The 25,508-nt window shown below is 50.4% G+C and carries 23 protein-coding genes and 1 pseudogene; 16 read left to right on the plus strand and 8 right to left on the minus strand.

What is annotated here, in order from left to right; genetic code table 11:
- Positions 1 to 1,326, plus strand: coding sequence for a 30S ribosomal protein S12 methylthiotransferase RimO (gene rimO / locus DXA93_RS09035; RefSeq protein ID WP_055217739.1), 1,326 nt, complete (start codon positions 1 to 3; stop codon positions 1,324 to 1,326).
- On the plus strand, positions 1,323 to 1,859 hold the full coding sequence (gene pgsA / locus DXA93_RS09040; RefSeq protein ID WP_055228244.1) for a CDP-diacylglycerol--glycerol-3-phosphate 3-phosphatidyltransferase: 537 nt from the start codon (positions 1,323 to 1,325) through the stop codon (positions 1,857 to 1,859). The genes rimO and pgsA overlap by 4 nt, the downstream gene beginning before the upstream one ends.
- A gap of 76 nt (positions 1,860 to 1,935) precedes the next feature.
- Here pgsA and DXA93_RS09045 read toward each other — a convergent pair whose 3' ends face one another.
- From DXA93_RS09045 to purF, 8 genes are all read right to left on the minus strand, one after another.
- On the minus strand, positions 1,936 to 2,235 hold the full coding sequence (locus DXA93_RS09045; protein ID WP_022461427.1) for a hypothetical protein: 300 nt from the start codon (positions 2,233 to 2,235) through the stop codon (positions 1,936 to 1,938).
- Positions 2,232 to 2,594, minus strand: a complete 363-nt coding sequence (locus DXA93_RS09050) for a hypothetical protein (RefSeq protein WP_055217741.1) — start codon at positions 2,592 to 2,594, stop codon at positions 2,232 to 2,234. The genes DXA93_RS09045 and DXA93_RS09050 overlap by 4 nt, the downstream gene beginning before the upstream one ends.
- A 54-nt stretch (positions 2,595 to 2,648) precedes the next feature.
- A complete protein-coding gene (locus DXA93_RS17835; protein WP_158576382.1) occupies positions 2,649 to 3,011 on the minus strand; it encodes a hypothetical protein in 363 nt (120 codons plus the stop codon).
- Complete coding sequence (locus DXA93_RS09060; RefSeq protein ID WP_055228247.1) at positions 2,971 to 3,255, minus strand: hypothetical protein; 285 nt, start codon at positions 3,253 to 3,255, stop codon at positions 2,971 to 2,973. The genes DXA93_RS17835 and DXA93_RS09060 overlap by 41 nt, the downstream gene beginning before the upstream one ends.
- Before the next feature lie 92 nt (positions 3,256 to 3,347).
- Positions 3,348 to 3,590 carry a helix-turn-helix transcriptional regulator gene (locus DXA93_RS09065; RefSeq protein WP_022462361.1) on the minus strand — a complete coding sequence of 81 codons (243 nt, stop codon included), beginning with the start codon at positions 3,588 to 3,590 and terminating at the stop codon, positions 3,348 to 3,350.
- Positions 3,591 to 3,736: 146 nt separating this feature from the next.
- Entirely contained in the window at positions 3,737 to 3,934 is a 198-nt protein-coding gene (locus tag DXA93_RS20905; RefSeq protein WP_119208164.1) for a hypothetical protein, read from the minus strand.
- Positions 3,853 to 5,499, minus strand: coding sequence for a S8 family peptidase (locus DXA93_RS09075; RefSeq protein ID WP_119208106.1), 1,647 nt, complete (start codon positions 5,497 to 5,499; stop codon positions 3,853 to 3,855). The genes DXA93_RS20905 and DXA93_RS09075 overlap by 82 nt, the downstream gene beginning before the upstream one ends.
- 54 nt (positions 5,500 to 5,553) lie before the next feature.
- A complete protein-coding gene (gene purF, locus DXA93_RS09080; protein WP_118640095.1) occupies positions 5,554 to 6,990 on the minus strand; it encodes an amidophosphoribosyltransferase in 1,437 nt (478 codons plus the stop codon).
- Positions 6,991 to 7,453: 463 nt separating this feature from the next.
- Here purF and DXA93_RS09085 point away from each other — a divergent pair, with 463 nt between their 5' ends.
- The 14 genes and pseudogenes from DXA93_RS09085 to DXA93_RS09140 all read left to right on the plus strand — a co-directional run bounded on the left by DXA93_RS09085 (position 7,454) and on the right by DXA93_RS09140 (position 25,257).
- Positions 7,454 to 9,064, plus strand: coding sequence for a CTP synthase (locus tag DXA93_RS09085; protein WP_022462358.1), 1,611 nt, complete (start codon positions 7,454 to 7,456; stop codon positions 9,062 to 9,064).
- Between the two features lie 228 nt (positions 9,065 to 9,292).
- A pseudogene (gene gltB / locus DXA93_RS09090) lies at positions 9,293 to 13,829 on the plus strand (glutamate synthase large subunit).
- 14 nt (positions 13,830 to 13,843) lie between these two features.
- On the plus strand, positions 13,844 to 15,328 hold the full coding sequence (locus tag DXA93_RS09095; RefSeq protein ID WP_022462356.1) for a glutamate synthase subunit beta: 1,485 nt from the start codon (positions 13,844 to 13,846) through the stop codon (positions 15,326 to 15,328).
- Positions 15,329 to 15,467: 139 nt separating this feature from the next.
- Complete coding sequence (gene glnA / locus DXA93_RS09100; RefSeq protein WP_117510183.1) at positions 15,468 to 16,799, plus strand: type I glutamate--ammonia ligase; 1,332 nt, start codon at positions 15,468 to 15,470, stop codon at positions 16,797 to 16,799.
- A gap of 23 nt (positions 16,800 to 16,822) precedes the next feature.
- Positions 16,823 to 17,371 (plus strand): ANTAR domain-containing response regulator, encoded by a 549-nt coding sequence (locus tag DXA93_RS09105; protein ID WP_022462354.1) that lies wholly within the window; start codon positions 16,823 to 16,825, stop codon positions 17,369 to 17,371.
- Between the two features lie 27 nt (positions 17,372 to 17,398).
- The gene (locus DXA93_RS09110; protein ID WP_022462353.1) at positions 17,399 to 18,613 is read left to right on the plus strand and encodes an LL-diaminopimelate aminotransferase; all 1,215 of its coding nucleotides are present in this window, start codon (positions 17,399 to 17,401) and stop codon (positions 18,611 to 18,613) included.
- Positions 18,614 to 18,779: 166 nt separating this feature from the next.
- On the plus strand, positions 18,780 to 18,929 hold the full coding sequence (locus tag DXA93_RS17840) for a hypothetical protein (RefSeq protein WP_158555021.1): 150 nt from the start codon (positions 18,780 to 18,782) through the stop codon (positions 18,927 to 18,929).
- Between the two features lie 194 nt (positions 18,930 to 19,123).
- Positions 19,124 to 20,452: an aspartate--tRNA(Asn) ligase gene (gene aspS, locus DXA93_RS09115; RefSeq protein ID WP_118594493.1), complete on the plus strand. Its 1,329-nt coding sequence runs from the start codon at positions 19,124 to 19,126 to the stop codon at positions 20,450 to 20,452.
- A 39-nt stretch (positions 20,453 to 20,491) separates the two neighbouring features.
- Complete coding sequence (gene gatC, locus DXA93_RS09120) at positions 20,492 to 20,785, plus strand: Asp-tRNA(Asn)/Glu-tRNA(Gln) amidotransferase subunit GatC (RefSeq protein ID WP_055228254.1); 294 nt, start codon at positions 20,492 to 20,494, stop codon at positions 20,783 to 20,785.
- A gap of 15 nt (positions 20,786 to 20,800) precedes the next feature.
- Positions 20,801 to 22,261, plus strand: coding sequence for an Asp-tRNA(Asn)/Glu-tRNA(Gln) amidotransferase subunit GatA (gene gatA, locus DXA93_RS09125; protein WP_117805348.1), 1,461 nt, complete (start codon positions 20,801 to 20,803; stop codon positions 22,259 to 22,261).
- 15 nt (positions 22,262 to 22,276) lie between these two features.
- Positions 22,277 to 23,713 carry an Asp-tRNA(Asn)/Glu-tRNA(Gln) amidotransferase subunit GatB gene (gene gatB / locus DXA93_RS09130; RefSeq protein WP_055228256.1) on the plus strand — a complete coding sequence of 479 codons (1,437 nt, stop codon included), beginning with the start codon at positions 22,277 to 22,279 and terminating at the stop codon, positions 23,711 to 23,713.
- A 163-nt stretch (positions 23,714 to 23,876) separates the two neighbouring features.
- Positions 23,877 to 24,089: a DUF378 domain-containing protein gene (locus DXA93_RS09135; RefSeq protein WP_055228257.1), complete on the plus strand. Its 213-nt coding sequence runs from the start codon at positions 23,877 to 23,879 to the stop codon at positions 24,087 to 24,089.
- Between the two features lie 114 nt (positions 24,090 to 24,203).
- Positions 24,204 to 24,353: a hypothetical protein gene (locus DXA93_RS17845; RefSeq protein ID WP_158578723.1), complete on the plus strand. Its 150-nt coding sequence runs from the start codon at positions 24,204 to 24,206 to the stop codon at positions 24,351 to 24,353.
- 172 nt (positions 24,354 to 24,525) lie between these two features.
- A complete protein-coding gene (locus DXA93_RS09140; protein ID WP_243109188.1) occupies positions 24,526 to 25,257 on the plus strand; it encodes a GGDEF domain-containing protein in 732 nt (243 codons plus the stop codon).
- Positions 25,258 to 25,508 lie beyond the last annotated feature (251 nt).

Consider the following 25,508-nt stretch of genomic DNA (forward strand, 5'->3'; position numbering starts at 1 on the left):
ATGAAAATTCTGTTTATTTCCCTTGGATGCGATAAAAACCTGGTAGATTCCGAGCATATGCTGGGTCTTCTGGTAGAGCATGGCTTCGAGATCACCGATTCCGAGGAAGATGCAGAGGTTATCGTGATAAACACATGCTGCTTTATCCACGACGCCAAAGAAGAAAGCATTCAAAATATTCTTGAAATGGCGAAGTACCGTACAGCGGGAAGCTGTAAGGTTCTTCTGGTAACGGGCTGTATGGCAGAGCGCTACCGCGATGAAATCATTGAGGAGATTCCGGAGGTTGACGCCGTACTTGGAACGAACAGCTATGACAAAATCCTGGATGCCATTCAGGATGTCCTCGGCGGCGACCGCTTCCAGGAGTATGCCGATCTGAAAGGACTGCCGAAAATTGACGCACAGCGCGTTGTAACGACAGGCGGCCATTACGAATATCTGAAAATTGCAGAGGGCTGTGACAAGCACTGTACCTACTGCATCATTCCGAAGCTGCGCGGACCGTACCGCTCCGTTCCGATGGAGGAACTGATAGCAGAAGCGAAGACGATGGCAGAACAGGGTGTCAAAGAGCTCGTTCTCGTTGCGCAGGAGACAACCATTTATGGTATCGATCTGTACGGAAAGCCGTCTCTCCACCTTCTGTTAAAAGAGCTCTGCAAAATTCAGGAGCTCTACTGGATTCGGATTCTGTACTGCTATCCGGAGGACATCTATCCGGAACTCGTTCAGACGATGAAGGAAGAGCCGAAAGTCTGTCACTACCTGGATCTGCCGATTCAGCATGCCAACGATGAGATCCTGCGCCGCATGGGTCGCAGAACATCCAAACAGGAGCTGATCGACAAAATTGATTTCCTGAGAAGCGAGATGCCGGATATCACACTGCGCACCACGCTGATCACAGGATTCCCGGGAGAGACAAAAGAGCAGCACAAAGAACTCCTCGAGTTTATCAACGACATGGAGTTCGACCGTCTCGGCGTATTCACCTACTCTCCGGAGGAGGGAACACCGGCTGCTGCGATGGAGCATCAGATCGACGAGGAGGTAAAACTGGACCGTCAGGCAGAACTGATGGAGCTGCAGCAGGATATCTCTGCAGAACTCGGCGAGCGCAGGATCGGCCAGGAGCTTCTTGTTATGATCGAGGGCAAAGTGGCGGATGAGGATGCCTATGTGGGCAGAAGCCAGGCGGACGCACCGGGTGTAGACGGCTATGTATTTGTCAATACACCGGAAACACTCGTATCCGGCGACTTCGTAAGAGTGAAAATTACCGGTGCTCTGGAATATGATCTGATAGGAGAGATAAGCCAATGAATTTACCAAACAAATTAACGATTCTGCGGGTAATTATGATTCCGTTTTTCGTGTTCTTCCTGCTGTCTGGCGTGGGCGGAAGCGCGTCCAAATGGATTGCACTGGTAATCTTTGCCGCTGCCAGCATCACGGATACTCTGGACGGCTACATTGCAAGACGTGACAATCTGATTACCGATTTCGGAAAGTTTATGGATCCGCTGGCAGATAAGCTGCTGGTATGCTCTGCACTGATCTGCTTTGTAGAGCTGGACAAGCTTCCGGCGTGGATGGTTATTATTATCATCGCAAGAGAATTTATCATCAGCGGTTTCCGCCTGGTTGCTTCGGACAATGGAATTGTCATCGCAGCAAGCTGGTGGGGAAAATCGAAAACAATCAGCCAGATGATTATGATCATTCTTCTGATCGCCGACATTCCGGCACTTTCCGTGCTGAATACCGTGCTGATCTGGGTTGCATTGATTCTGACCGTTGTTTCTCTGATTGATTACCTGGTAAAAAATAAAAACGTGCTTTCCATGCAGAACTAGGCAGGAAAAAGCACAGAATAAAAACGCTGACCGGTTTGGGATTCCAGACCGGCAGCGTTTTTTGGTTTGTAGTTTTTCAGCGTTTTTTCCCGGAAGCAGCGGAGCGGAAGAGGCGTACCATCTGGTCAATTTTTGCCGCTTCCTGTTTGGATTTTCCGGCTTTGATGGCAGAGATGATCAGGTCCGCCTCGGAGGCGGAAAACTGTGCGCCGCCCTGATTTCCCTGCATCAGGGAGAGAAGAAACGGCATCATTTCCGCCTGGGATTTTCCGCGGCTCTGAGAGGCCATCTGCTGCAGTGCCTGAAGCCGGGCGAAGTCAATTCCGGAAAGAGAGGGGTCCTGCGACCAGTCGTTTTGCTTATCATCTGAACTCATAGCAGATCCTCCTCATTTCCGGGATTTATATTCTGAAGCATCTGGACCATCTGCATGGTCTGAAACATCTGGGAGAGAAGATCCCGCTGCGGACCGGCGGCAAAACGGGAAATATCCTGCAGCATCTCAAGCGGAGAGACGTGCGGGGCATCAACAGACATCATGGAAAGGTCGGCCGGACGGGAAAAAAGCTGAATGGTCCGCTGGAGCTCGAGCCATTTGCTCAAAATCGCAAGGGAGGGCTGCAGGCCGAAGGAGGCGTAGGGAATGGCAGCCTTCAGCATCTGAAGCTGATCCTGTGCGATCATCTGGTCCAGCGGTGTCATCTGTTCCACATTTTGTTCCTGTTCCTGATTCAAATTAAGATCCTTCCTGGCAGCATTCCTGCATTTGTCTTTTTATTTCTCTTTATCTTATGTTCCAGGCCGGAAAAAATGACAGAAGGCGGGAAAAAACATATGATAAGAGGAAGAAAGAAAAAGGAGACCGCCGGAAAATGGATGGAAAAGAAACAGCAAAAAGAAAACAGGTACTCGAAGGGAATGCCTTTTATGAAATAGATCTGGAATGTATGAGAAAAAAAGAAAAAAGAGAAGAGATGGAAAAGCGGGAAAGAGAAGCACGGAAACCGAAACGGTTTCGCTGAAAGAGAATTCTGGTGAAAAAAAGCCCCGGGGCGGTTGATCCGCACCCGGGGCTTTTTCTGCCCGAACATCTGGGAAGACTGAAAAAAGGTCAGCAGCCGCATCCACAGTTATTGCTGTTGCCGCATCCACAGCCGTTGTTGTTCCATCCGCCGCAGCAGAACAGAAGAATCAGAACGAGCCAGCAGTCGGAATTGCAGCCATTGTTGTTGTTTCCACATCCACATCCGCCGCAGCAGGAGAGGAGAAGCAGAATCCAGATAATACTGCAGCCATTGTTTCCGAACAGGTTGTTGTTGGAAACACCGCATCCATTATCGCAGCCACAGCCGTTGTCACATCCGCATCCACAGTTTGTAGCAGCTAAATCACTCATGTTTGTTCCTCCAAAGGAATCATTTTGCTTACAATTCATGATATGAAAAACTGCCGGGCGGGGTTACTCTTAAAGAGAAAAATTCAAAGACCCTACAGACTGCGTCCCTGAAAATCAAAAAGCTCTTTCACCGGAATGTCAAGTGCCTCAGCGATATCGAACAGAAGATTCAACGAAATAGAGGTTTTTGTATTTGGCGCTTCGATGTTGCTCATATGGGTACGACTGATATGTACCGCCTCGGCAAGTTCGGCCTGCGTCATTCCTTTTGCTCTTCGGTAGTAGGCAATCGTAAGTCCAAGAAGGCGAAGATCGTTCAAGCGTTCGTAATTCATAGTCAGGAATCCCCCTTTTAGTTTTATAAATATAATGATAATACGTAATGATACAACGGAAAACAATCAAAAACAAGGCACTTGCACATTAAAAGTTTGCATCAACAAACGGATATACCATAGAAGCAAACCTGTGAGCGGGAAAATCAGTTTGTCATAAGGCTTGTGAAGCTTTGATATAACTGTAATCGGCCATATCCCCATTCTCTGCTCGGATACGTAATAGTATCAGTTCGGTCTGCACCGCGGATCAGGTAGTTTTTTACCTCCTGTGCCGTGAAATAGCGGGCGGGAGTGCGCTGGATGCCCCATTGCAGAAAAAGAGCAGCGGCGCCGGATGTAATGGCGGCGGACGCACTCGAACCGCTGAAGCTACATAGGAGCCGGCCGGTCCCGGTCCGGTAACGGAGACGCCGGGAGCGGCAAAGTCGGGCTTGATTTCACCAAGCCGGGTAAAGCCGCGGCCGGATTCCGGGGAAAAACTGTTGTTTGCTGCCTGATACGTGGAGGGAGAAAGAACAGGAACCGTGGCAGAAGGTGTCGTCAGTGTCGTGTACGGATCCGGTTCCAGAAATGTCACATCGGAGGTGGAAAATCCGGTGATCGGGAGCCAGATGTGGAAATCCGGCGGCGATGGAAAAGCGCGGTAAACCTGAAGCGTCCAGATACCGGGGGTCGGATCCAGCATGCGGATCAGAATGAGCTGGCTGCCGGTCGTGGCCTGGACCACTTCGTAGTTGACGTAGATCACGGTGCGCTCCAGAACGAAGGTGATCCGCTGTTCCTGATTCAAAGAGACGGGAATCCGCGGAATCGTCTCGCCGCCGGGAGAGCGGAAACCGACAGAAAAAAGCTGTGGAGCCTGTCCCCAGAGTTCCAGGGTGAAACCGCGGTTTCCTTCAGAAACGAGAAACTCTACATTTTTCGGGGTGTAAGTTTCGGATACAGAGCCATAATAATGGTGTGCTGCATTTCCTTCGTTGCCGGTCGCGCAGACGGGGATCACACCAGGCGTGTTGCCGTAGCGCGCCAAGGTCAGAGAAACGGGGAGCGTGCCGGAGTGGCTGCCCTGATTCGTCCCGAGTGCCAGACAGAGGACGAGCGGTTTTCCTTCCGCAGCTGCGGTTTCATTCAGAAAGTGCATGGCGGAGAGCAGGTCATCTTCCTCGAAGACGGGAGCATTGGAGGACACAAGATAAAAATCTTTCAGATTCTGTTTGGCGGGTTTTAATTTAACAACGGCAAAATCTGCCTCCGGTGCGGCGCCGAGAAATCCGGCGGAGGCATCCGGAGTACCGCCGGCCACGCCTGCGACATACGTGCCGTGCCCGTCGGGATCGGTGACGGGAACAAGGGAGAGTGGATTGCCGCTTTCAAGTGCCGCGTCGAGATTGGACTTGGTATAGAGACTGCCGTAAGGAAACTGCGCCGGCGGCGTTCCCGTCCGGTCCGTCTGATCCCAGACGGCGAGAATCCGGCTCTGTCCGTTGGCATGCAGAAATGCGGGGTGGCGGTAATCAATGCCGGTGTCCAGAAAACCGAAGATTACATTTTTGCCTGTATATCCGCCACCGTAGAGATTCTGCGTCTGGACAATCCCGGAGACTTCCAGTGAGAGCGTGGAGAGCGGCGTAAAAAGTTTTGGAAGCCGGTAAAGGGAACTGCGCCGAAGAGATTTTCCGGCAGCAGACTCCGCTCGAGAAAGAGAACGGAATACTGTGGGTTCAGCGTAAGAAGAGCACTTGACTCCGGAAACAGCATCTGGTACCGCTCGGACTGTGCCACGTAATTCTGGATCAGAATGTTGATGTAATCGTTGGAATAAATGATGTCTGTAAGATCCATAAAGAGATCCTTTGTTTTTGATGCTATTGTATGCAAACATTACGTCAAAGTATGCATGAAACAAAAAAGCCCCCCTTACCTGACGCAGTGTCTGCGCGGTAAAGGGGACGAAATAGAATCAGCTTTCGAGAAGAGCGCTGATATCCTGTTTCGGTACTTCCATTGGGTAATGGCTGTCGAAGCATGCACGGCAGATCGGCAGATCGCCGACCATGTTCTGGAGTTCATCGATCGGCATGTAGCCAAGAGAGTCGGCTCCGATCTGCTGACGGATCTCCTCCGTGGAGTGAGAGCTTGCGATCAGCTGTTTGTTCGAAGGAACATCGGTGCCGAAATAGCACGGATACAGGAACGGCGGAGAGCTGATACGGACATGGACTTCGGTCGCGCCGGCTTTGCGAAGCATCGTGATCAGGTTGGAAATCGTTGTTCCACGGACAATGGAGTCGTCGACGAGCACGATCCGTTTTCCTTTTACAACAGATTCGAGAACGCTCAGCTTGATTTTGACGCTGGATTCCCGTTCCTTCTGGGTCGGCTTGATGAAGGTACGGCCGACATAGCTGTTTTTGTGGAACGCAAGACCGAACGGGATGCCGGATTCTTCGGAATAGCCCTTTGCGGAGGCAAGTCCGGAGTCCGGGACACCACAGACGAGGTCTGCATCAACCGGGTAGGTCTTTGCGAGAGTTGCACCGCCGCGGATTCTGGCTTCGTAGACACTGATATTGTCTATTTTGCTGTCGAGGCGGGCAAAATAAATATATTCAAAAATACAATGCGCTTTTTTTACGTCAACCGGCATAAATTCGGATTTCAGATTTCCGGTTTTGTCAAACGTTACAATTTCTCCCGGAGCGACATCGCGGACGAATTCGGCGCCGATCGAAGTGAGGGCGCAGCTTTCCGAGGCGAGAACCCAGGCGTTGTCCCGCTTTCCGATGCAGAGCGGTTTTAAGCCATATGGGTCGCGCACGCCGATGAGTTTTCTCGGGCTCATGATGACAAGGGCATAGGCGCCGCGGATTTCTTTTACCGTGCGTAGAATCGCTTCTTCTACCGTTTTGGAATGAACGCGTTCCCGCGCAATACCGTAGGCGATGATTTCAGAGTCAATCGAAGTGTGAAAAATTGCGCCGGTGTTTTCCATCTGCTCGCGCAGTTCCATAGCGTTGACCAGATTTCCGTTGTGCGCAAGGGCGAGGGAGCCTTTCAGATAATTCAGAACGAGCGGCTGTGCATTCTCTACGGTAGTGGAACCGGTGGTAGAGTACCGGACATGGCCGATGCCGATATTGCCGGACAGCTCTTCTAATTTGGATTCTTTGAAAACTTCGTTGACAAGGCCAAGGCCTTTGTAGGATTTCACATGGCCCTTTGGACCGCTGGTGTCAGAGACGGCAATTCCGCAGGACTCCTGTCCTCTGTGCTGCAGGGCGGAAAGGCCATAGTAGATCGAAGGACTGACGTCGGCACCATCCAGATCGTAAATGCCGAAAACACCACATTCCTCCCGGAGACCGGTATCATAACAATTGTTTGACGATGGCTGCATAGGTATTCTCCTTTTTTCAGTTGTAGACCTGCATGTTTTAAAAACATTGATTATCATACTCATTTTTGCGGATGATGTCAAGAAAATCGTGATATGTATAAAATATGGTGCAGAAATTTAGGATTTCGTGGAAAATGTCGAAAATAATAAAAAATAGTAAAAAAAAGTTGCAGGAAATTCGAGATGTGTTATAATCGTTTTTGATTTTGAATGAAAGCCCCGGACAGCAGCTATGGATGAGCCATGCTTGCATGAGCGAATTCATAGATATTGGCCGGGCAAGACGACATGAGTAAGTAGGCGATAGCCCGGATTACGAATGTTGTCAGCAGTTACGGGAGCGACGCAGGCGCGGAGTAACTGGCTTTCATCATAGAGATGTCGCCGGCAGGCGACATTTCCTTTTAGAGAAACTTGTGACGGAAAAGAAAATATCAGAAGAGAAAAGCAGGAGGAAATCAATATGGCAGTAAAATATGTCTTTGTGACAGGCGGAGTAGTCTCTGGCCTTGGAAAGGGAATCACGGCGGCGTCCCTTGGACGGCTTTTAAAAGCCCGAGGATACAAAGTGACGATGCAGAAATTTGACCCGTACATCAACGTTGACCCGGGTACGATGAACCCGATTCAGCACGGCGAGGTTTTCGTTACCGATGACGGCACAGAGACAGACCTCGATCTCGGCCACTACGAGCGTTTCATCGACGAGAGCCTGGATAAAAATTCCAACGTGACGACCGGAAAAGTATACTGGTCTGTTCTGCAGAAAGAACGCCACGGTGATTTCGGCGGAGGCACCGTACAGGTCATTCCGCACATTACAAACGAAATCAAGAGCCGTTTCTACCGCGGAAAAGAAGTAGACGAGGAGCGTATTGCCATCATTGAGGTCGGCGGAACCGTCGGCGATATCGAGAGCCAGCCGTTTTTGGAGGCAATCCGCCAGTTCCAGCATGACGTCGGACACGAGAACGCCATTCTGATCCACGTTACCCTGATTCCATATCTGAAAGCTTCCGGTGAAATGAAAACAAAACCGACGCAGGCGAGCGTAAAAGAGCTGCAGGGAATCGGTATTCAGCCGGATGTCATCGTATGTCGGTCCGAGCATCCGCTGACCACTGAGATCAAAGATAAAATTGCTCTGTTCTGCAACGTTCCGTCAAGCCATGTTCTGCAGAACCTGGACGTGGAGTATCTGTATGAAGCTCCGCTTGCCATGGAGAAAGAGAACCTGGCGCAGGTTGTCTGCGAGAGCCTTCACCTTCCATGCCCGGAACCGGATCTGTCCGACTGGACCCATATGGTAGAAGCACTCCGCCATCCGAACAAAGAGGTGACGATTGCGCTCGTCGGAAAGTATATCCAGCTGCATGATGCATACCTGAGCGTTGTTGAGGCATTAAAACACGGCGGAATTGCAAGCCATGCAAACGTACACCTGAAATGGGTGGATTCCGAGCTGGTAACCGAGGAGAACGTGGCAGAGTATCTGAGCGATGTGGACGGTGTTCTGGTACCGGGCGGATTCGGAAACCGCGGTATCGAAGGCATGATCACAGCGATTCGATATGCAAGAGAGAACAAGATTCCGTTCCTCGGCCTCTGCCTCGGCATGCAGCTGACGATTGTTGAATATGCAAGAAACGTTCTCGGTTACCACGACGCACACAGCATCGAGATGAACCCGAACACCATGCACCCGGTGATCGCACTGATGCCGGATCAGGATGGAATCGAGGATATCGGCGGTACGTTACGTCTCGGCGCATATCCATGCGTCCTGGCAGACGGATCGAAGGCACAGGAGCTGTACGGTGAGAAAGAGATTTCCGAGCGTCACCGCCACCGCTATGAAGTAAACAACGATTTCCGGAAAGCACTGACCGAAAACGGCATGGTTCTCTCCGGTGTTTCTCCGGACGGAAGAATCGTTGAGATGGTAGAACTTTCAGATCATCCGTTCTACATCGCAACGCAGGCACATCCGGAGTTCAAATCCCGTCCGAACCGTCCGCATCCGCTGTTCCGCGGCCTGATTGCAGCAGCAGCCGAGTACCATGCAGCGAAATAATGGATCGAAAGTGTAGAAAATTATGTAAAATGCAGCAATAACCTAAGAAAGTAAAGAAAAATTGTAAAAAATTATATAAAAATTAAATTTGCTCTTTACAGGATGAAAAAAATAGAGTATAGTAAGGGCAATCCAAAAAGAACGGCGGGGAATGAAATGTTCCCTCCATTCTTTTCTGGAAAACAAAAGAGAACCGAAAATAAGAAAAGGTAAAGGAAGGGAAGCCGTATGACACAGAGTAAAGAGCGTGTCATGGGAGAAGAAGGGCTGTACCGTTCTTCCTTTGAACACGACAACTGCGGTATCGGAGCAGTCGTGAACATCAAAGGTGAAAAATCCCATGCGACCGTAGAAAACGCATTAAAAATCGTAGAAAATCTTGAACATAGAGCCGGCAAAGACGCCGAGGGTAAAACAGGAGACGGAGTAGGAATCTTGTTGCAGATATCGCACAAATTCTTTTCCAAAGCCTGTTTGACCCTCGGTTTTTCATTAGGCGGAGAACGGGAATACGGCGTCGGCGTATTCTTCTTCCCACAAAATGAGCTGAAACGGAACCAGGCAAAAAAGATGTTTGAGATCATCGTGGAAAAAGAGGGACTGGAACTCCTTGGATGGAGAACCGTGCCGACCGTTCCGGAAGTTCTCGGCCATAAGGCAAGAGAGTGTATGCCTTACATCATGCAGGCATTCATCAAAAAACCGGAGGATGTGGAAAAGGGAATCGCTTTCGACCGTCGTCTGTACGTCGTACGCCGTGTTTTCGAACAGAGCAACGACAACACCTATGTGCCATCCCTTTCCAGCCGTACCATCGTATACAAAGGTATGTTCCTCGTAGGACAGCTCCGCACTTTCTTCCGTGATCTGCAGGATACAGATTATGAATCTGCCATCGCCATGGTGCATTCACGGTTCAGTACAAACACCAACCCGAGCTGGGAAAGAGCACATCCGAACCGTTTCATCGTACACAACGGTGAGATCAACACCATCCGCGGAAATGCTGACAAGATGCTGGCCCGTGAGGAGACGATGTCTTCCCCGATGCTGCAGGATGAACTTCATAAAGTGCTGCCGGTTGTCAACACACAGGGTTCTGACTCCGCGATGCTCGACAATACACTCGAGTTCCTGACCATGAGCGGTATGGATCTTCCGCTGGCTGTCATGATCACGATCCCGGAGCCATGGGCAAACAACGATACGATTTCCCAGGAGAAACGTGATTTCTATCAGTATTATGCAACGATGATGGAGCCGTGGGACGGACCGGCATCGATCCTGTTCTCCGACGGAGATGTGATGGGAGCAGTGCTTGACCGCAACGGTCTTCGTCCTTCCCGTTACTACATCACTAACGATGGATTTCTGATCCTCTCCTCTGAGGTCGGTGTTCTGGAAGTTCCGGAAGAAAAAATCGTCTTAAAAGAGCGTCTCCATCCGGGCAAGATGCTTCTCGTCAACACCGTACAGGGAAAAGTCTTAAACGATGAGGAAGTCAAAGAATATTACGCAAAGAAACAGCCGTACGGCGAATGGCTCGACAGTTATCTGGTACAGTTAAAGGATATCAAAATCCCGAATCTGCCGGTCGAAGAGTACACGAAAGAAGAGCGGATGCGCCTGCAGAAAGCGTTCGGCTACACCTACGAGGAGTACCGTTCCTCCATCGGAAAGATGGCATTAAACGGTGTCGAGGCAACCGCTTCGATGGGTATCGATACCCCGCTTGCCGTTCTCTCCCATGAGCATCAGCCGCTGTTCAACTATTTCAAACAGCTCTTCGCACAGGTAACGAACCCGCCGATCGACTGCATCCGTGAGGAGATCGTAACTTCCACAAGCGTTTACGTCGGACGTGACGGAAACCTGCTTGAGGAGGAGCCGAAGAACTGCCAGGTATTAAAGATCAACAATCCGATCCTGACCAATACCGATATGCTGAAGATCAAGAACATGAAAGTCGAAGGCTTCAAGGCAGTGACCGTTCCGATCACCTACTACAAGAGCGCACCGCTTGACCGTGCGATGGACCGCCTTTTCGTCGAGGTTGACCGTGCACACCGGGCAGGAGCCAACATCCTGATTCTCTCTGACCGCGGTGTCGATGAGAACCATGTGGCGATTCCATCCCTCCTGGCTGTATCTGCGGTTCATCAGCATCTGGTAAAAACGAAAAAGAGAACTTCTCTTGCGATTATTCTGGAGTCCGGCGAGCCGCGCGAGGTGCACCATTTCGCAACACTGCTCGGCTACGGTGCCTGCGCAATCAACCCGTATCTGGCACTCGACACGATCCATGAGCTGATCGAAGAGGGTATGATCAAGAAAGATTACTACGCAGCCGTTGAAGATTACAACCACGCAGTCATCTCTGGTATCGTAAAAATCGCAGCGAAGATGGGTATCTCCACGATCCAGTCGTATCAGGGTTCCCAGATCTTCGAGGCCATCGGTATCTCAGCAGATGTCATCGACAAATACTTCACCGGTACGGTCAGCCGTGTCGGCGGTATTACCTTGGAAGACATTGCAAAAGATGTCGATGAGCGTCATTCCCAGGCATTCGATCCGCTGGAGCTGTCTACCGATCTGACACTGGACAGTATCGGCCGTCATAAATCGAGAAGCCAGGGCGAGGAGCACCGCTACAATCCGCGCACCATTCATACACTGCAGGAGTCCACAAGACGCGGCGACTACAAGATGTTCAAAGAGTACACAGCAATGGTCGACAGCGAGGAGAGCGGCTATCTGCGGAGCCTGATGGACTTCGATTATCCGGAGCAGGGCGTTCCGCTCGAAGAAGTTGAGAGCGTAGATTCTATCGTAAAACGATTCAAAACAGGTGCGATGTCCTACGGTTCTATTTCCCAGGAGGCACATGAGACACTGGCAATTGCCATGAACCGTCTGCATGGAAAATCCACACTGGTGAGGGCGGTGAGAGTGATGACCGTCTCGAATCCCCGGAGAGATGCTCCGCGATCAAACAGGTAGCATCGGGAAGATTCGGCGTTACCAGCAAATACCTTGTCAGTGCAAAAGAGATCCAGATCAAGATGGCCCAGGGTGCAAAACCGGGCGAGGGCGGCCACTTACCGGCCGGAAAGGTTTACCCGTGGATTGCAAAAACACGTCACTCCACACCGGGTGTATCCCTGATTTCCCCGCCGCCGCACCACGACATCTACTCCATCGAGGACCTTGCACAGCTGATTTATGACCTGAAAAACTCGAATGTGAATGCAAGAATCTCCGTTAAACTGGTATCCGAAGCAGGTGTTGGTACTGTCGCAGCAGGTGTTGCAAAAGCCGGAGCACAGGTTATCCTGATTTCCGGATATGATGGAGGAACGGGAGCAGCACCGAGAAGTTCCATCCACAATGCAGGACTTCCATGGGAGTTAGGCCTTGCCGAGACCCATCAGACGCTGATCAAAAACGGCCTCCGCAACCGTGTCATGATCGAGACTGATGGTAAGCTGATGAGCGGCCGTGACGTTGTGATTGCAGCACTCCTTGGCGCCGAGGAATTCGGTTTTGCGACCGCACCGCTTGTAACGATGGGATGCGTTATGATGCGTGTCTGCAACCTCGATACCTGCCCGATGGGTATTGCAACCCAGAACCCGGAGCTGCGCAAACGTTTCCGCGGCAAACCGGAGTACGTCATCAACTTCATGCACTTCATCGCAGAAGAGATGCGGGAATACATGGCAAAACTTGGCTTCCGCACCGTTGACGAGATGGTCGGCCGTTCCGACTCTTAAAGAGAAATGATAAAGTGACGAACGAGCACGCAGACCGCGTAGACTTAAGCCAGATCCTGAACAATCCGTTTGCAAAAGCAGGCGAGAAGGTAACGTTCGATCCGAAAGATGTTTACGACTTCAAACTTGGCGCAACCCTGGATGAGAAGGTACTCTTAAAGAAATTCGGTCCGGCAATGGATAAGAAAGAGAAGAAGACCGTCAAAGTCGAGATCACCAACACCGATCGTACCGTGGGAACGATTCTTGGTGCCGAGATCACCAGAAAATTCGGCACCTCTCTGGAGCCGGATACGTACACCGTACAGTGCAAGGGTGCCGGCGGACAGAGCTTCGGAGCATTTATTCCAAAAGGACTGACCCTGGAACTTGAGGGCGATTCGAACGATTACTTCGGAAAAGGCCTCTCCGGCGGAAAACTGGTTGTCTACCCGCCGAAAGCAAGAAAGTATAAACCGGAAGAAAACATCATCGTCGGAAACGTTGCCCTCTACGGCGCAACGAGCGGTGAGGCGTACATCAACGGTATCGCAGGAGAGCGTTTCTGTGTCAGAAACTCCGGTGCTTACGCCGTTGTCGAGGGTGTCGGTGAGCATGGATGCGAGTATATGACCGGCGGCCGTGTCGTTGTCCTCGGCGCAACCGGAAAGAACTTTGCAGCCGGCATGAGCGGCGGTATCGCTTATGTCCTGGATGAAAAGAGCAACCTGTACCGCAATTTGAACAAGGAAATGATTTCGATTGAACTGGTAGAAAGCAAATACGATATTGCAGAGCTGAAAAACATGATTGAAAAACACGTCGCACACACCGGCTCTGAAAAAGGTAAAGAAATTCTCACACACTTTGACGAATATCTGCCGAAATTCAAGAAGATCATTCCGAATGACTATAAGCGCATGATGATGCTGAGTGCCCAGATGGAAGACAAGGGCCTTAGCAGCGAACAGGCACAGATTGAAGCATTTTACGAAAGCATGCGTAAGTAGGAGGAAGAAGAATTATGGGTAAGCCAACTGGATTTATGGAATATCAGCGCAAGACGGGAAACACCGTTGCCCCGCTTGAGCGTATCAAAAACTTTAAGGAATTTCATCTGCAGCTCCCGAAAAAGGAACAGCAGATGCAGGCTGCCCGCTGTATGGCATGCGGTGTACCGTTCTGCCAGGCGGGAACCATGATTGCGGGAATGGCCTCCGGCTGTCCGCTGCAGAACCTCGTTCCGGAGTGGAATGACCTTGTGTATCTTGGAAACTATGAGCAGGCATACCGCCGCCTCACCAAGACAAACTGTTTTCCGGAATTTACCTCCCGTGTCTGCCCGGCACTCTGCGAAGCAGCCTGTACATGCAACGTAAACGGAGACCCGGTCTGCACGAAGGAAAATGAACGCGCGATCATCGAAAACGCATGGGCAACCGGCCTGATTACGCCGCAGCCGCCGAAAGTGCGCACCGGAAAACGCGTTGCCGTTGTAGGAAGCGGTCCTTCCGGCCTTGCAGCAGCGATGCAGCTCAACCGCCGCGGCCATTCTGTTACGGTCTTTGAACGCCGCGACCGCGTGGGCGGACTTTTACGCTACGGTATTCCGAACATGAAACTCGATAAGAGCGTCATCGACCGCCGTGTGGATCTGATGAAGGCCGAGGGCATCGAGTTTGTGACGAATGCTGATATCGGAAAAGATGTAAAAGCTGACAAACTCTTAAAAGAATTTGACCGTGTCCTGCTCTGCTGCGGTGCGGCAAATCCAAGAGATATCAAGGCAGAGGGAAGAGATGCAAAGGGCATCTACTTTGCTGTCGATTTCCTGACTTCCGTAACGAAGAGTCTTCTGGATTCCAATTTTGAGGATCATGCCTACATCGATGCCAAGGGCAAACACGTTGTTGTCATCGGAGGCGGCGACACCGGTAATGACTGTGTCGGAACTTCCATCCGTCTCGGTGCCAAATCTGTGACACAGCTTGAGATGATGCCGAAAGCACCGGATCAGCGTGCCGAGAACAATCCGTGGCCGGAGTGGCCGAAGATCTGCAAGACGGATTACGGCCAGGAAGAGGCAATCGCCGTATTCGGCCATGATCCGCGGATTTACCAGACAACCGTAACGGAATTTATCAAAAACAAAAAAGGTGAAGTCTGCCAGATCAAGACCGTAAAACTGACACCGAAAAAAGATGAGAAATCCGGCCGCATGATGATGGTTCCGGTTGAGGGAACCGAAGAGATTCTCCCGGCAGATCTCGTTCTTATTGCAGCAGGCTTTTTAGGATCCCAGAAATATGTGACCGATGCATTTAAAGTGGAAGTCAACCAGCGCACCAACGTGAAGACAGATGACGGAAAATACCAGACAACAAAAGAAAATGTCTTCACCGCAGGCGATATGCACCGCGGCCAGTCCCTGGTCGTATGGGCGATCCGCGAGGGACGCGAGGCAGCAAAGGCAGTCGATGAATCCCTGATGGGATACACGAATCTCTAAGTTTTTCTTGACAAAACACGCGAAAAACTGCTATAATATGCCCAAAACAAGGGTGTTTTTACGCAAGGTGTCTTTCTGCCCTGCCGCGTGAAAACACCCTTTTCGTTTAGAATCGTCTTTGATAAAGGAGAGAATCGATATGGCAAAGTATACGAAGGAAGCGATCCTTCAGATGGCGGAGGAAGAAGATGTTGAATTTATCCGCCTGCAGTTTACCGATATGTTTGGAATGATGAAAAATATGGCCATCACCGCCGGACAGCTGGAAAAAGCCCTGAATAATCAGTGCGTTTTCGATGGCTCTTCGTTCGAAGGATTTGTCACCATCGAGGAAGCAGACATGTTTCTGCACCCGGATCTCGACACCTTTGCAATACTTCCGTGGCGTCCGCAGCAAGGAAAGGTTGCAAGATTGATCTGTGATGTGTATGATAGAGAGGGGAATCTTTATGCAAAGAGTTCCCGAACCATCCTTCAGAAGGTAATTTCCGAAGCGAAAGCGATGGGTTATGAGTTTGAAATCTCACCGGAGTGTGAATTTTTCCTGTTCCACACCGATGAGGACGGCGGAGCAACGAGTGTAACGCACGACAAAGGCGGTTATCTGGATCTTGGACCGCTGGACCTGGGAGAAAACGCGCGGCGCGATATGGTGCTGACTCTCGAAGAAATGGGAATCGACGTTGAGTCTTCCTTCCACGAGGTAGCGGCAGGCCAGCACGAACTGGATTTCTGTCCGGCTGCAGCACTTCGGACGGCAGATCAGCTGATGACTGCCAAATTTGCTATCCGTACGATTGCAAAACGTCATGGTCTTCACGCAACCTTTATGCCAAAACCAAAAACCGGAGTTCACGGATCGGGTCTTCATCTTTCCTTCTCCCTGTTTCAGGAGGGAAAAGATGTGTTTGCCGACAAATCCGATGAATACGGGCTCAGCAAAGAGGCATATTACTTTATGGGCGGACTGATGAAACACATCAGCGGAATCGCAGCGATTACCAATCCGCTTGTAAACTCCTACAAACGTCTGACACCGGGATACGGTGCACCGATCTACGTGGCATGGTCTGCAAAGAACAGAAGCCCGCTGATCCGCATTCCGCTGACGGGAGACGGTATCATGGCCATTGAGCTTCGATGCCCGGATTCGGCAGCCAATCCGTACCTGGCACTTGCTGTCTGCATGGCAGCAGGACTTGACGGTATCAAACAGAAAATCGTTCCGCCGTCCCCGGTGGACCGCAATATTTCCGATCTGACAGAAGAAGAACGAAACGCGATGCAGATCACCCTTCTCCCGGGAAGCCTTGGAGAAGCGGTCGCAGAGTTAAAGAAAGACGATTTTCTGTGTCAGGTACTCGGCCAGGAATTTGTGAATGGATATATCAATGCCAAAGAAGAAGAGTGGCATGAGTATCTCCGTCAGGTATCCGACTGGGAGACCGAGAAATATCTGTACCGTATTTAGACGACGAAGGGGCCTGAAAATGCATGAGCAGCATAGTGATAGTACTTCCCAAAATAGAAGATGGAAAGCGCATCCGGGATATTCTGGCAAAAAGAGGATATGAAATCGATGCTGTCTGTTCGACAGCGGCAGCGGCGCTCGGAGAGATGAACAACTTAAACGGCGGTATCGTCATCTGCGGCTACAAGCTCCCGGATATGTTTTTTACGGATCTGAATGAGTGTATGCCGTCCGGCTTCCAGATGCTTCTGATTGCATCGAGCCGCGCATTAAGTGCGGTGGAGGGAACCGGAATCATGGCGGTTACGATGCCGCTTTCCGTGTACGAGCTGGTTAATACACTGGAGATGATGCTGCAGAGTGCGGCACGGCGCAGAAAGAAAGAGCGGGCAAAGCCCAAGGTGCGCAGCGCCGAGGAACAGCACATCATCGATCGTGCAAAAAGCCTTCTGATCGAACGAAATCACATGACCGAGTCGGAGGCCCATCGCTACATGCAGAAATGCAGCATGGACAGCGGCACCAATCTGGTTGAAACGGCACAGATGGTGCTGACGCTTTTGACAGAGTAAGAAAAAGTGAAAAGGAGCGACATAATAATGTTCAAAATCAATGACAATTATCTGAAATTGCCGGGAAGCTATCTGTTTTCCACCATTGCAAAAAAAGTTGCAGCTTACACCGAGGCAAATCCGGACGCGAAAATCATCCGTCTTGGAATCGGCGACGTAACCCAGCCGATCGCACCGGCGATCATTGAAAAGCTGCACGGAGCAGTGGATGAGATGGGACACGCAGAGACCTTCCACGGATATGCACCAGATCTTGGATATGCTTTCCTTCGCGATACCATCGCAAAAAATGATTATCAGGACAGAGGATGCGATATCTCATCTGATGAAATTTTTGTATCGGACGGCGCAAAATGCGACTGTAGCAACATTCAGGAGATCTTCAGCCTGGACAACAAGATCGCTGTATGCGACCCGGTTTATCCGGTTTATGTAGACTCCAACGTAATGGCAGGCCGTGCCGGTGACTACGACGCAGCAACCGAGCGTTTCACGAATGTGATTTACATGCCGTGTACCGCAGAAAACAACTTCACCCCGGAGCTCCCGAAAGAAACCCCGGATCTGATTTATCTGTGCTTCCCGAACAACCCGACCGGCGCTATGGTTTCCAAAGCCGAGCTGCAGAAATGGGTTGATTATGCAAATAAAGTAGGAGCCATCATCCTGTATGATGCTGCATACGAGGCATATATCTCAGAAAAAGACATTCCGCATTCCATCTATGAGTGCGAGGGTGCAAGAACATGTGCCATCGAAATGCGCAGCTTCTCCAAGAACGCAGGCTTTACCGGTATGCGTCTTGGATTCACCGTTATCCCGAAAGACATCAAATCCGGCGATGTGACTCTGCACAGCCTGTGGGCACGCCGTCACGGAACGAAATACAACGGAGCTCCGTACATCATCCAGAGAGCCGGCGAGGCTGTTTACTCTCCGGAAGGAAAAGCACAGTTAAAAGAGCAGGTTGCTTACTACATGAAGAACGCAAAAGTCATCTACGACGGATTAAAAGGCGCAGGCTACACCGTATCCGGCGGCGTCAACGCTCCGTATATCTGGCTGAAAACACCGGGAAATATGACTTCCTGGGAGTTCTTTGATCACCTGCTTGCAGACGCAAACGTAGTCGGAACACCAGGATCAGGCTTCGGCCCGAGCGGAGAAGGCTACTTCCGTCTGACTGCATTCGGTACGTATGAGAATACAGTGGAGGCAGTGGAGAGAATCAAAAAACTGTAAATTGTGTGCGAAATACCAATAAAACGGAATTTCTGCGCAATTTTATAAACACGCGAAAAAATAATTTTGTATAGATAAAATTCATGAAAAATGCATTAGAATTTATATGAAATCCGTAAAAATTAGGTGTTTACAAATGCAAAACTGCTGTGCTATAATGCACAGTATGAAAAAGGCAGTGAAGGAAACTCCGTATGCGGAATCTGACAGGAAGCCGATGTCACCGACTGAGAGCATCAGCATGGAGGAAACATACAATGGGGAACATTCCGGAGCCGGTCTGCTGAACATGAGATCCGAACAGGAAATCAAGTAGGCAGATCCGTGATACGCGTTAAGTATAAATGAGTGGGCGTTTTCCCTCGGAAAACCGGAGAGAAAAACGCAATGCGGGTGGTACCGCGGGAACATAAAATATCCCGTCCCGGAACAGTAGTTAAAAAACTGTTCCGGGACTTTTTTATTTGAAAAAGCAATCCGGGACAGGCGAGAAAGAGAGGAGAACAAGACATGGAATTTATGACAGGCGTAAAGAAAAAAGAAGACATCTCCGTAAAAACTCTGCTGGAGATACCGGAAGGCACAGAAGTAAAACTCGAAGGAGCCGTACACATCATCCGTGACATGGGCGAGGTTGCCTTTGTCATCTTAAGAAAGAGCGAGGGACTCGTTCAGTGTGTGTACGAAGAAGGAAGTGTTGACTTCCCGCTGAAAGATCTGAAAGAGGAATCGGCAGTTGCCGTAACCGGAACGGTCAAAAAAGAGGACCGCGCACCGGGCGGCGTCGAAGTCAGGCTGCAGACCATCACCGTTCTTTCCGAGCCGACCGAGCCAATGCCGCTCGCAGTCAACAAATGGAAAATGAACACCTCCCTTGAAGCAATGCTGAACATGCGGCCGATCGCTCTTCGAAACGTCAGAGAGCGTGCAAAATTCCGCATCCAGGAAGGCGTGGTACGGGCGTTCCGTGATTTCCTTCATTCCCAGGGATTCACCGAAATCCATACACCGAAGATCGGCGCGAAAGGCGCTGAAGGCGGCGCAAACATCTTCAAGTTGGAATATTTCCACCGCCCGGCTGTCCTGGCACAGAGCCCGCAGTTCTACAAACAGATGCTTGTCGGCGTGTTTGACCGTGTCTTTGAAGTCGGACCGGTTTTCCGTGCAGAGAAACACAACACGAAACGTCATCTGAACGAGTATACCAGCCTTGACTTTGAGATGGGCTACATCGAGGATTACACCGACATCATGGCAATGGAAACCGGATTTTTACAGTACATGGTGGAGCTTCTTAAAGAGGATTACGCAAAAGAGCTGGAGATCCTGAAAGTTATGCTTCCAAAGACAGAAGAAATCCCAACTGTACCGTTCACGAAAGCGAAAGAGCTGGTAGCCGAGAAATACAACCGAAAGATCCGCAACCCGTTCGACCTTGAGCCAGAGGAGGAGCTTCTGATCGGCCAGTATTTCAAAGAGGAGTACGATGCAGACTTCGTATTCGTCACCGAATATCCGTCGAAAAAGAGACCGTTCTATGCGATGGACGACCCGGAGGATAAGAGATACACAAAGAGCTTCGACCTGCTGTTCCACGGTCTGGAGATTACAACCGGAGGCCAGCGTATCCACGATTACAAGATGCTCTCTGAAAAGATCGCAGCCCGCGGCATGACAGAAGAGGGCATGGAGCAGTATTTAAGTGCTTTCAAACACGGTATGCCGCCGCACGGAGGTCTTGGCATCGGTCTGGAGCGTCTAACCATGAAGCTGATCGGTGAGGACAACGTCCGCGAGACAACGCTGTTCCCGCGTGATCTTACAAGACTGGAGCCGTAAGCGGATCCTGCTGGAAAATGAAAAAGGAGAATGAGTGAAATGGCAAATGTGATTTCAGATGAAACGATGGAATATGTCGGCATCCTGGCAAAGCTGGAATTAAAGGATGAGGAAAAAGAATCCGCACGGCAGGATATGCAGAAGATGCTGGATTATGTAGATAAATTAAACGAGCTCGACACCAGCAAGGTCGAGCCGATGACCCACATTTTCGAGATGGGAAATGTATTCCGCGAGGATGAAGTAACCAATGGCGACGACCGCGATGCAATGCTTACCAATGCACCGGAAGTCAAAGAGGGCCAGTACAAGGTTCCGAAAACGGTAGAATAGCAGGAGGAGATTGATATGGAAATCAAAGATATGACAGCAGTACAGCTTTCTGCCGCAATCAAAGAAGGAAAGATCACTGTAGCGGACGCTGTAGAAGCGTCTCTTGCGGCAGTCAAAGCATCGGAAGAATCAATTCACGCATTCCTTCTTGTGGATGAAAAGGGTGCAAGAGCACGCGCGGCAGAAGTGCAGAAGAAAATTGACGCAGGAGAGCTCACCGGTCCGCTGGCCGGCGTTCCGATTGCGGTCAAGGACAACATCTGTACGAAAGGTCTTGCGACGACGTGTGCGTCAAAGATCCTGCAGAACTTTGTTCCGACGTACGATGCAGAGGTTATCACACGGCTCGAAGAGGCGGGAGCCGTTATCATCGGAAAGACAAACATGGATGAGTTTGCGATGGGAAGTACGACAGAGACTTCCGCGTACGGCGTGACGAAAAATCCATGGAACACCGAACACGTTCCAGGCGGTTCCTCCGGCGGTTCCTGCGCAGCCGTTGCAGCAGGAGAAGTACCGATGGCACTTGGCTCCGATACCGGCGGATCGATCCGTCAGCCGAGTTCCTTCTGCGGCGTAACCGGCATGAAACCGACGTACGGCACCGTTTCCCGTTACGGACTGATCGCTTATGGTTCCTCCCTTGACCAGATCGGACCGGTCGCAAAGGATGTGACAGACTGTGCAGCACTGCTGCAGACGGTCGCTTCGTATGATGCAAAAGATGCGACATCGATGAAACGCGACGATTACGATTTCATGAGCGCTTTAAAAGAAGATGTCTCCGATCTGAAAATCGGTATTCCGAACAGCTGCTTCGGCGAAGGCCTGGATCCGCAGGTGAAGGAATCCATTTTAAAAGCTGCCGATGTCCTGAAGGCACGCGGAGCAGAAGTAGAGTATTTCGATCTCGACCTCATTGATTATGCCATTCCGGCTTACTACGTTATTGCATCCGCTGAGGCAAGCTCCAACCTGGAACGCTTCGACGGCGTGAAATACGGCTTCCGTGCCAAAGAGTACGAAGGACTCCACGATATGTATAAGAAGAGCCGTTCTGAGGGCTTCGGTCCGGAGGTGAAACGACGGATTATGCTGGGAAGCTTCGTCTTAAGCTCCGGTTACTACGATGCGTATTATCTGAAAGCACTGCGCACGAAAGCCCTGATTAAAAAAGAGTTTGACCGCGCATTTGAAAAATACGATATGATTTTAAGCCCGGCAGCACCATCGACCGCACCGCGTCTTGGCGATTCGCTTTCGGATCCTTTACAGATGTATCTGGGCGACATTTACACCGTATCGGTCAACCTCGCCGGCCTTCCGGGCATCACCGTTCCGTGCGGCATGGATGACAAGGGGCTTCCGATCGGCATGCAGCTTATCGGAGACTGTTTCTCAGAGAAAAAACTGTTCCGTGCAGCATACACCTATGAGCAGGCACGCGGTGCATTCGGGCAGCCAGAAAAATGGTAAGGAGGAAGCAAAACAATGTCAAAACAGTATGAAACCGTCATCGGACTTGAAGTACATGTGGAGCTTGCGACGAGAACAAAAATTTTTTGCGGCTGCTCTACCGCATTCGGCGGTGCGCCGAACACCCACACCTGCCCGGTCTGCACCGGTATGCCGGGATCCCTTCCGGTATTAAATAAGAAGGTTGTCGATTACGCCCTGCGCGTCGGACTGGCTGCAAACTGCAAAATCAACCAGCTCTGCAAATTCGACCGGAAGAACTATTTCTACCCGGACAACCCGCAGAACTATCAGATTTCCCAGCTGTATCTGCCGATCTGCCACGATGGATATGTCGAGATTGACACCGCAGCGGGAAAGAAGAAAATCGGCATTCATGAGATCCACATGGAGGAGGATGCCGGAAAGCTGATCCACGATGAGTGGGAGGATTGCTCACTCGTCGACTACAACCGAAGCGGCGTTCCGCTGATCGAGATTGTATCCGAGCCGGATATGCGCTCTGCGGAAGAGGTTATCGCTTATCTGGAAAAACTGCGTATGATGATTCAGTATCTCGGCGCATCCGACTGCAAACTGCAGGAGGGCTCGATGCGTGCCGATGTCAACCTTTCGGTCCGTGAGGTTGGAAGTGAGAAATTCGGAACACGTACCGAAATGAAGAACCTGAACTCCTTTAAGGCAATCGGAAGAGCGATCGAGGGAGAGCGTGCAAGACAGATCGAGCTGATCGAGGAAGGAAAAGCCGTTGTCCAGGAGACCCGCCGCTGGGACGACAACAAAGAGTATTCCTACGCGATGCGTTCGAAAGAGGATGCGAAGGATTACCGCTACTTCCCGGACCCGGATCTGCCGCCGGTGCACATTTCCGACGAGTGGATCGACCGCATTGTGAAATCCATGCCGGAATTCCAGCCGGAAAAACAGGCACGCTACGTGGAGCAGTACGGACTGCCGCAGTACGATGCGGGCATTCTGACCGGTTCCAAGAAGCTGTCCGATCTCTTTGAGGAGACGACGGCGCTCTGCGGCAAACCGAAAAAAGTGGCAAACTGGCTGATGGGCGAGACCTTACGTCTCTTAAAGGAGAACGGCCAGGAGCCGGAGGATCTGCAGTTTTCACCAAAGCATCTGGCATCCCTGATCGAACTGGCAGAAGCCGGATCGGTCAATAACCAGGTGGCAAAAGAGGTATTTGAGCAGATCTTTGCAGAGGATGTCGATCCGGAAGCATACGTCGAGGAGCACGGACTGAAAACCGTAAACGACACCGGCCTTCTGGAAGAAACCACGAGAAAAGTTCTGGAAAACAACCCTGGCCCGGTAGAGCAGTACAAATCCGGAAAGACAAAAGTCCTCGGATTTCTGGTCGGCCAGGTCATGAAAGAAATGAAAGGTAAAGCCAACCCGGCAGCAGCAGGAGAGCTGCTGCAGAAGCTGCTGTCTGAATAAAGAAAACAAAATTGCACGAATGGAGGCCTGGAAATGGTCTCCATTTTTCTGCCCGAAAAATCAAAGAAAATGCATAATCTGCCTCCTTTTGGGAAATTCTTTATAAAGAAACCGGAAGAGATAAAAAGACGATACAAAATCCGGAAAAAGGAGGTTTCTTTACATGAAAGGACTGGATTACACCGCACTCACCGTTGCAATCATCGGAGCCGTCAACTGGGGCTTGATCGGATTCTTCCGTCTCGACCTCGTCGCCCTGATCTTCGGAAACATGACGTGGCTGAGCCGCATCATCTACGCGGTTGTCGGCATCTGCGGCCTCTACCTGATCTCCGTCTACGGAAGAATTTCCGACCACGTACTGGGACAGGCGTAAGAACAGGAACCCTCTCATATACGCAGAGAAAGGCGGTATGAGAGGGTTTTCTTTTGCTGTTTTAGGAAGGACAAAACAAATATTGCGGCCCTCTGTATGGTTTTGAGCAGGGATATGGATCAGAAAAAGAAAAAATACCGGATGCTTCTGATGCAGCTTTCCTGTGCCGTTCTTCTGGCGAGTGATGCCGCAGCGTGGGCATTCCGCGGAGGTCCGGGGAGTCTGGAAAGAGGTATTGTGTATGTGAGTAACTATCTGGTTTGAATGTGATAGATCTTGCTGAATGGATTGCCCTTGCAGCAATTTTTATATTAATGTGCAGACGCAGAAATATCATATTGTAAAGACAACATCGCAGAGTGCAGCCCAAATGGGGGAATATGAGATCATAGACGATTTTGGCGGGCATGCGAAGTGCATGGCAGAGAAAATGTGCATGGAATCACAACTGGAAGAAACTGCTGCATTTATCGATCTCAATACGCTGGAAGAGCGGCTCGCCGGAAAAAACAGTATCATACACGAATTTATCGATAAAAAAACAGGCTGGTGCCGGAGCAGATTCATTCCTGTTGATTACGATGAAAATGGAAGGCTTCTGCATGTGCTGTTTTGTATTGAGTGTATCGAAGAAGAGAAAAAACGTGAGAACCGCTTGATTTATCTGGCACAGACGGATCTTATGACGGGATTGTATAACCGTGGAAGCGGGGAAAGACAGATTTCCCATCTGCTGCAGGAAAAAACAGGAGGTCTGCTTTGCCTGATTGATTGTGACAAATTCAAAACAATCAACGATACGTATGGACACTCGACAGGGGATAAGGTTATTATCGCCGTTGCAGAGACGATGCAGAAATCCTGCCGGGACAAGGACGTAGTTCTGCGCCTCGGGGGTGACGAGTTTGCAGTCTTTATGCCGGAAATGCGGGAGAAAGCGGCGGCAGAGAGATTTTTCGAAAGACTTTTTTATAACATCAGCCAGATTACGATTGCGGAAATGAAGGGGAAGCAGATAGAAATCAGCCTGGGTGCCTGTTTCTGCGAGGCATCGGAAGAAGTTTCTTTTGACCAGCTGTACAGAAAGGCGGACCGGGCAATGTATCAGAGTAAAAAGAAACAGGGATACAGTGCCTCCATTTATGAAGAATGGATGAAAAGCAATTAGAACAGGACAAGGCAGGAGAGATACCAGATGAACATCATTTGTGTAGACGACGAACAAATACAGAGGGACTGGAAGGGATGGAAGCCTTAAAGCTCTTCGGGAGCAGTGTGGAAGCCTAGGAATGGGCAAAGGAGCATCCGGTGCCGGGAAATTTGCGAGAAACATCAAAACGGAAGCAGAGTTTCCGAACTCTCAGAGGAATATGCTTTATCGGAAAAGAGCATTCAGCGGATCCTGCGCTGCACAGCAGC

The sequence above is a fragment of the Blautia sp. OF09-25XD genome (assembly GCF_003482095.1).
Lineage (GTDB): Bacteria > Bacillota > Clostridia > Lachnospirales > Lachnospiraceae > Fusicatenibacter > Fusicatenibacter saccharivorans.

What these genes read in the sequence shown, in the direction of transcription:
- DXA93_RS17840 (WP_158555021.1), top strand. Translation starts at nt 18,780, where the DNA reads ATGAAAAAGGCAGTGAAGGAAACTCCGTATGCGGAATCTGACAGGAAG.
- gatB (WP_055228256.1), top strand. Translation starts at nt 22,277, where the DNA reads ATGTCAAAACAGTATGAAACCGTCATCGGACTTGAAGTACATGTGGAG.
- DXA93_RS09065 (WP_022462361.1), bottom strand. Translation starts at nt 3,590, where the DNA reads ATGAATTACGAACGCTTGAACGATCTTCGCCTTCTTGGACTTACGATT.
- glnA (WP_117510183.1), top strand. Translation starts at nt 15,468, where the DNA reads ATGGCAAAGTATACGAAGGAAGCGATCCTTCAGATGGCGGAGGAAGAA.
- DXA93_RS09110 (WP_022462353.1), top strand. Translation starts at nt 17,399, where the DNA reads ATGTTCAAAATCAATGACAATTATCTGAAATTGCCGGGAAGCTATCTG.
- purF (WP_118640095.1), bottom strand. Translation starts at nt 6,990, where the DNA reads ATGCAGCCATCGTCAAACAATTGTTATGATACCGGTCTCCGGGAGGAA.
- gatA (WP_117805348.1), top strand. Translation starts at nt 20,801, where the DNA reads ATGGAAATCAAAGATATGACAGCAGTACAGCTTTCTGCCGCAATCAAA.
- DXA93_RS09140 (WP_243109188.1), top strand. Translation starts at nt 24,526, where the DNA reads ATGGAATCACAACTGGAAGAAACTGCTGCATTTATCGATCTCAATACG.
- pgsA (WP_055228244.1), top strand. Translation starts at nt 1,323, where the DNA reads ATGAATTTACCAAACAAATTAACGATTCTGCGGGTAATTATGATTCCG.
- gatC (WP_055228254.1), top strand. Translation starts at nt 20,492, where the DNA reads ATGGCAAATGTGATTTCAGATGAAACGATGGAATATGTCGGCATCCTG.
- DXA93_RS09045 (WP_022461427.1), bottom strand. Translation starts at nt 2,235, where the DNA reads ATGAGTTCAGATGATAAGCAAAACGACTGGTCGCAGGACCCCTCTCTT.
- DXA93_RS09060 (WP_055228247.1), bottom strand. Translation starts at nt 3,255, where the DNA reads ATGAGTGATTTAGCTGCTACAAACTGTGGATGCGGATGTGACAACGGC.
- DXA93_RS09105 (WP_022462354.1), top strand. Translation starts at nt 16,823, where the DNA reads ATGAGCAGCATAGTGATAGTACTTCCCAAAATAGAAGATGGAAAGCGC.
- aspS (WP_118594493.1), top strand. Translation starts at nt 19,124, where the DNA reads ATGGAATTTATGACAGGCGTAAAGAAAAAAGAAGACATCTCCGTAAAA.
- DXA93_RS09095 (WP_022462356.1), top strand. Translation starts at nt 13,844, where the DNA reads ATGGGTAAGCCAACTGGATTTATGGAATATCAGCGCAAGACGGGAAAC.
- DXA93_RS09135 (WP_055228257.1), top strand. Translation starts at nt 23,877, where the DNA reads ATGAAAGGACTGGATTACACCGCACTCACCGTTGCAATCATCGGAGCC.
- DXA93_RS17845 (WP_158578723.1), top strand. Translation starts at nt 24,204, where the DNA reads ATGGATCAGAAAAAGAAAAAATACCGGATGCTTCTGATGCAGCTTTCC.
- DXA93_RS09085 (WP_022462358.1), top strand. Translation starts at nt 7,454, where the DNA reads ATGGCAGTAAAATATGTCTTTGTGACAGGCGGAGTAGTCTCTGGCCTT.
- rimO (WP_055217739.1), top strand. Translation starts at nt 1, where the DNA reads ATGAAAATTCTGTTTATTTCCCTTGGATGCGATAAAAACCTGGTAGAT.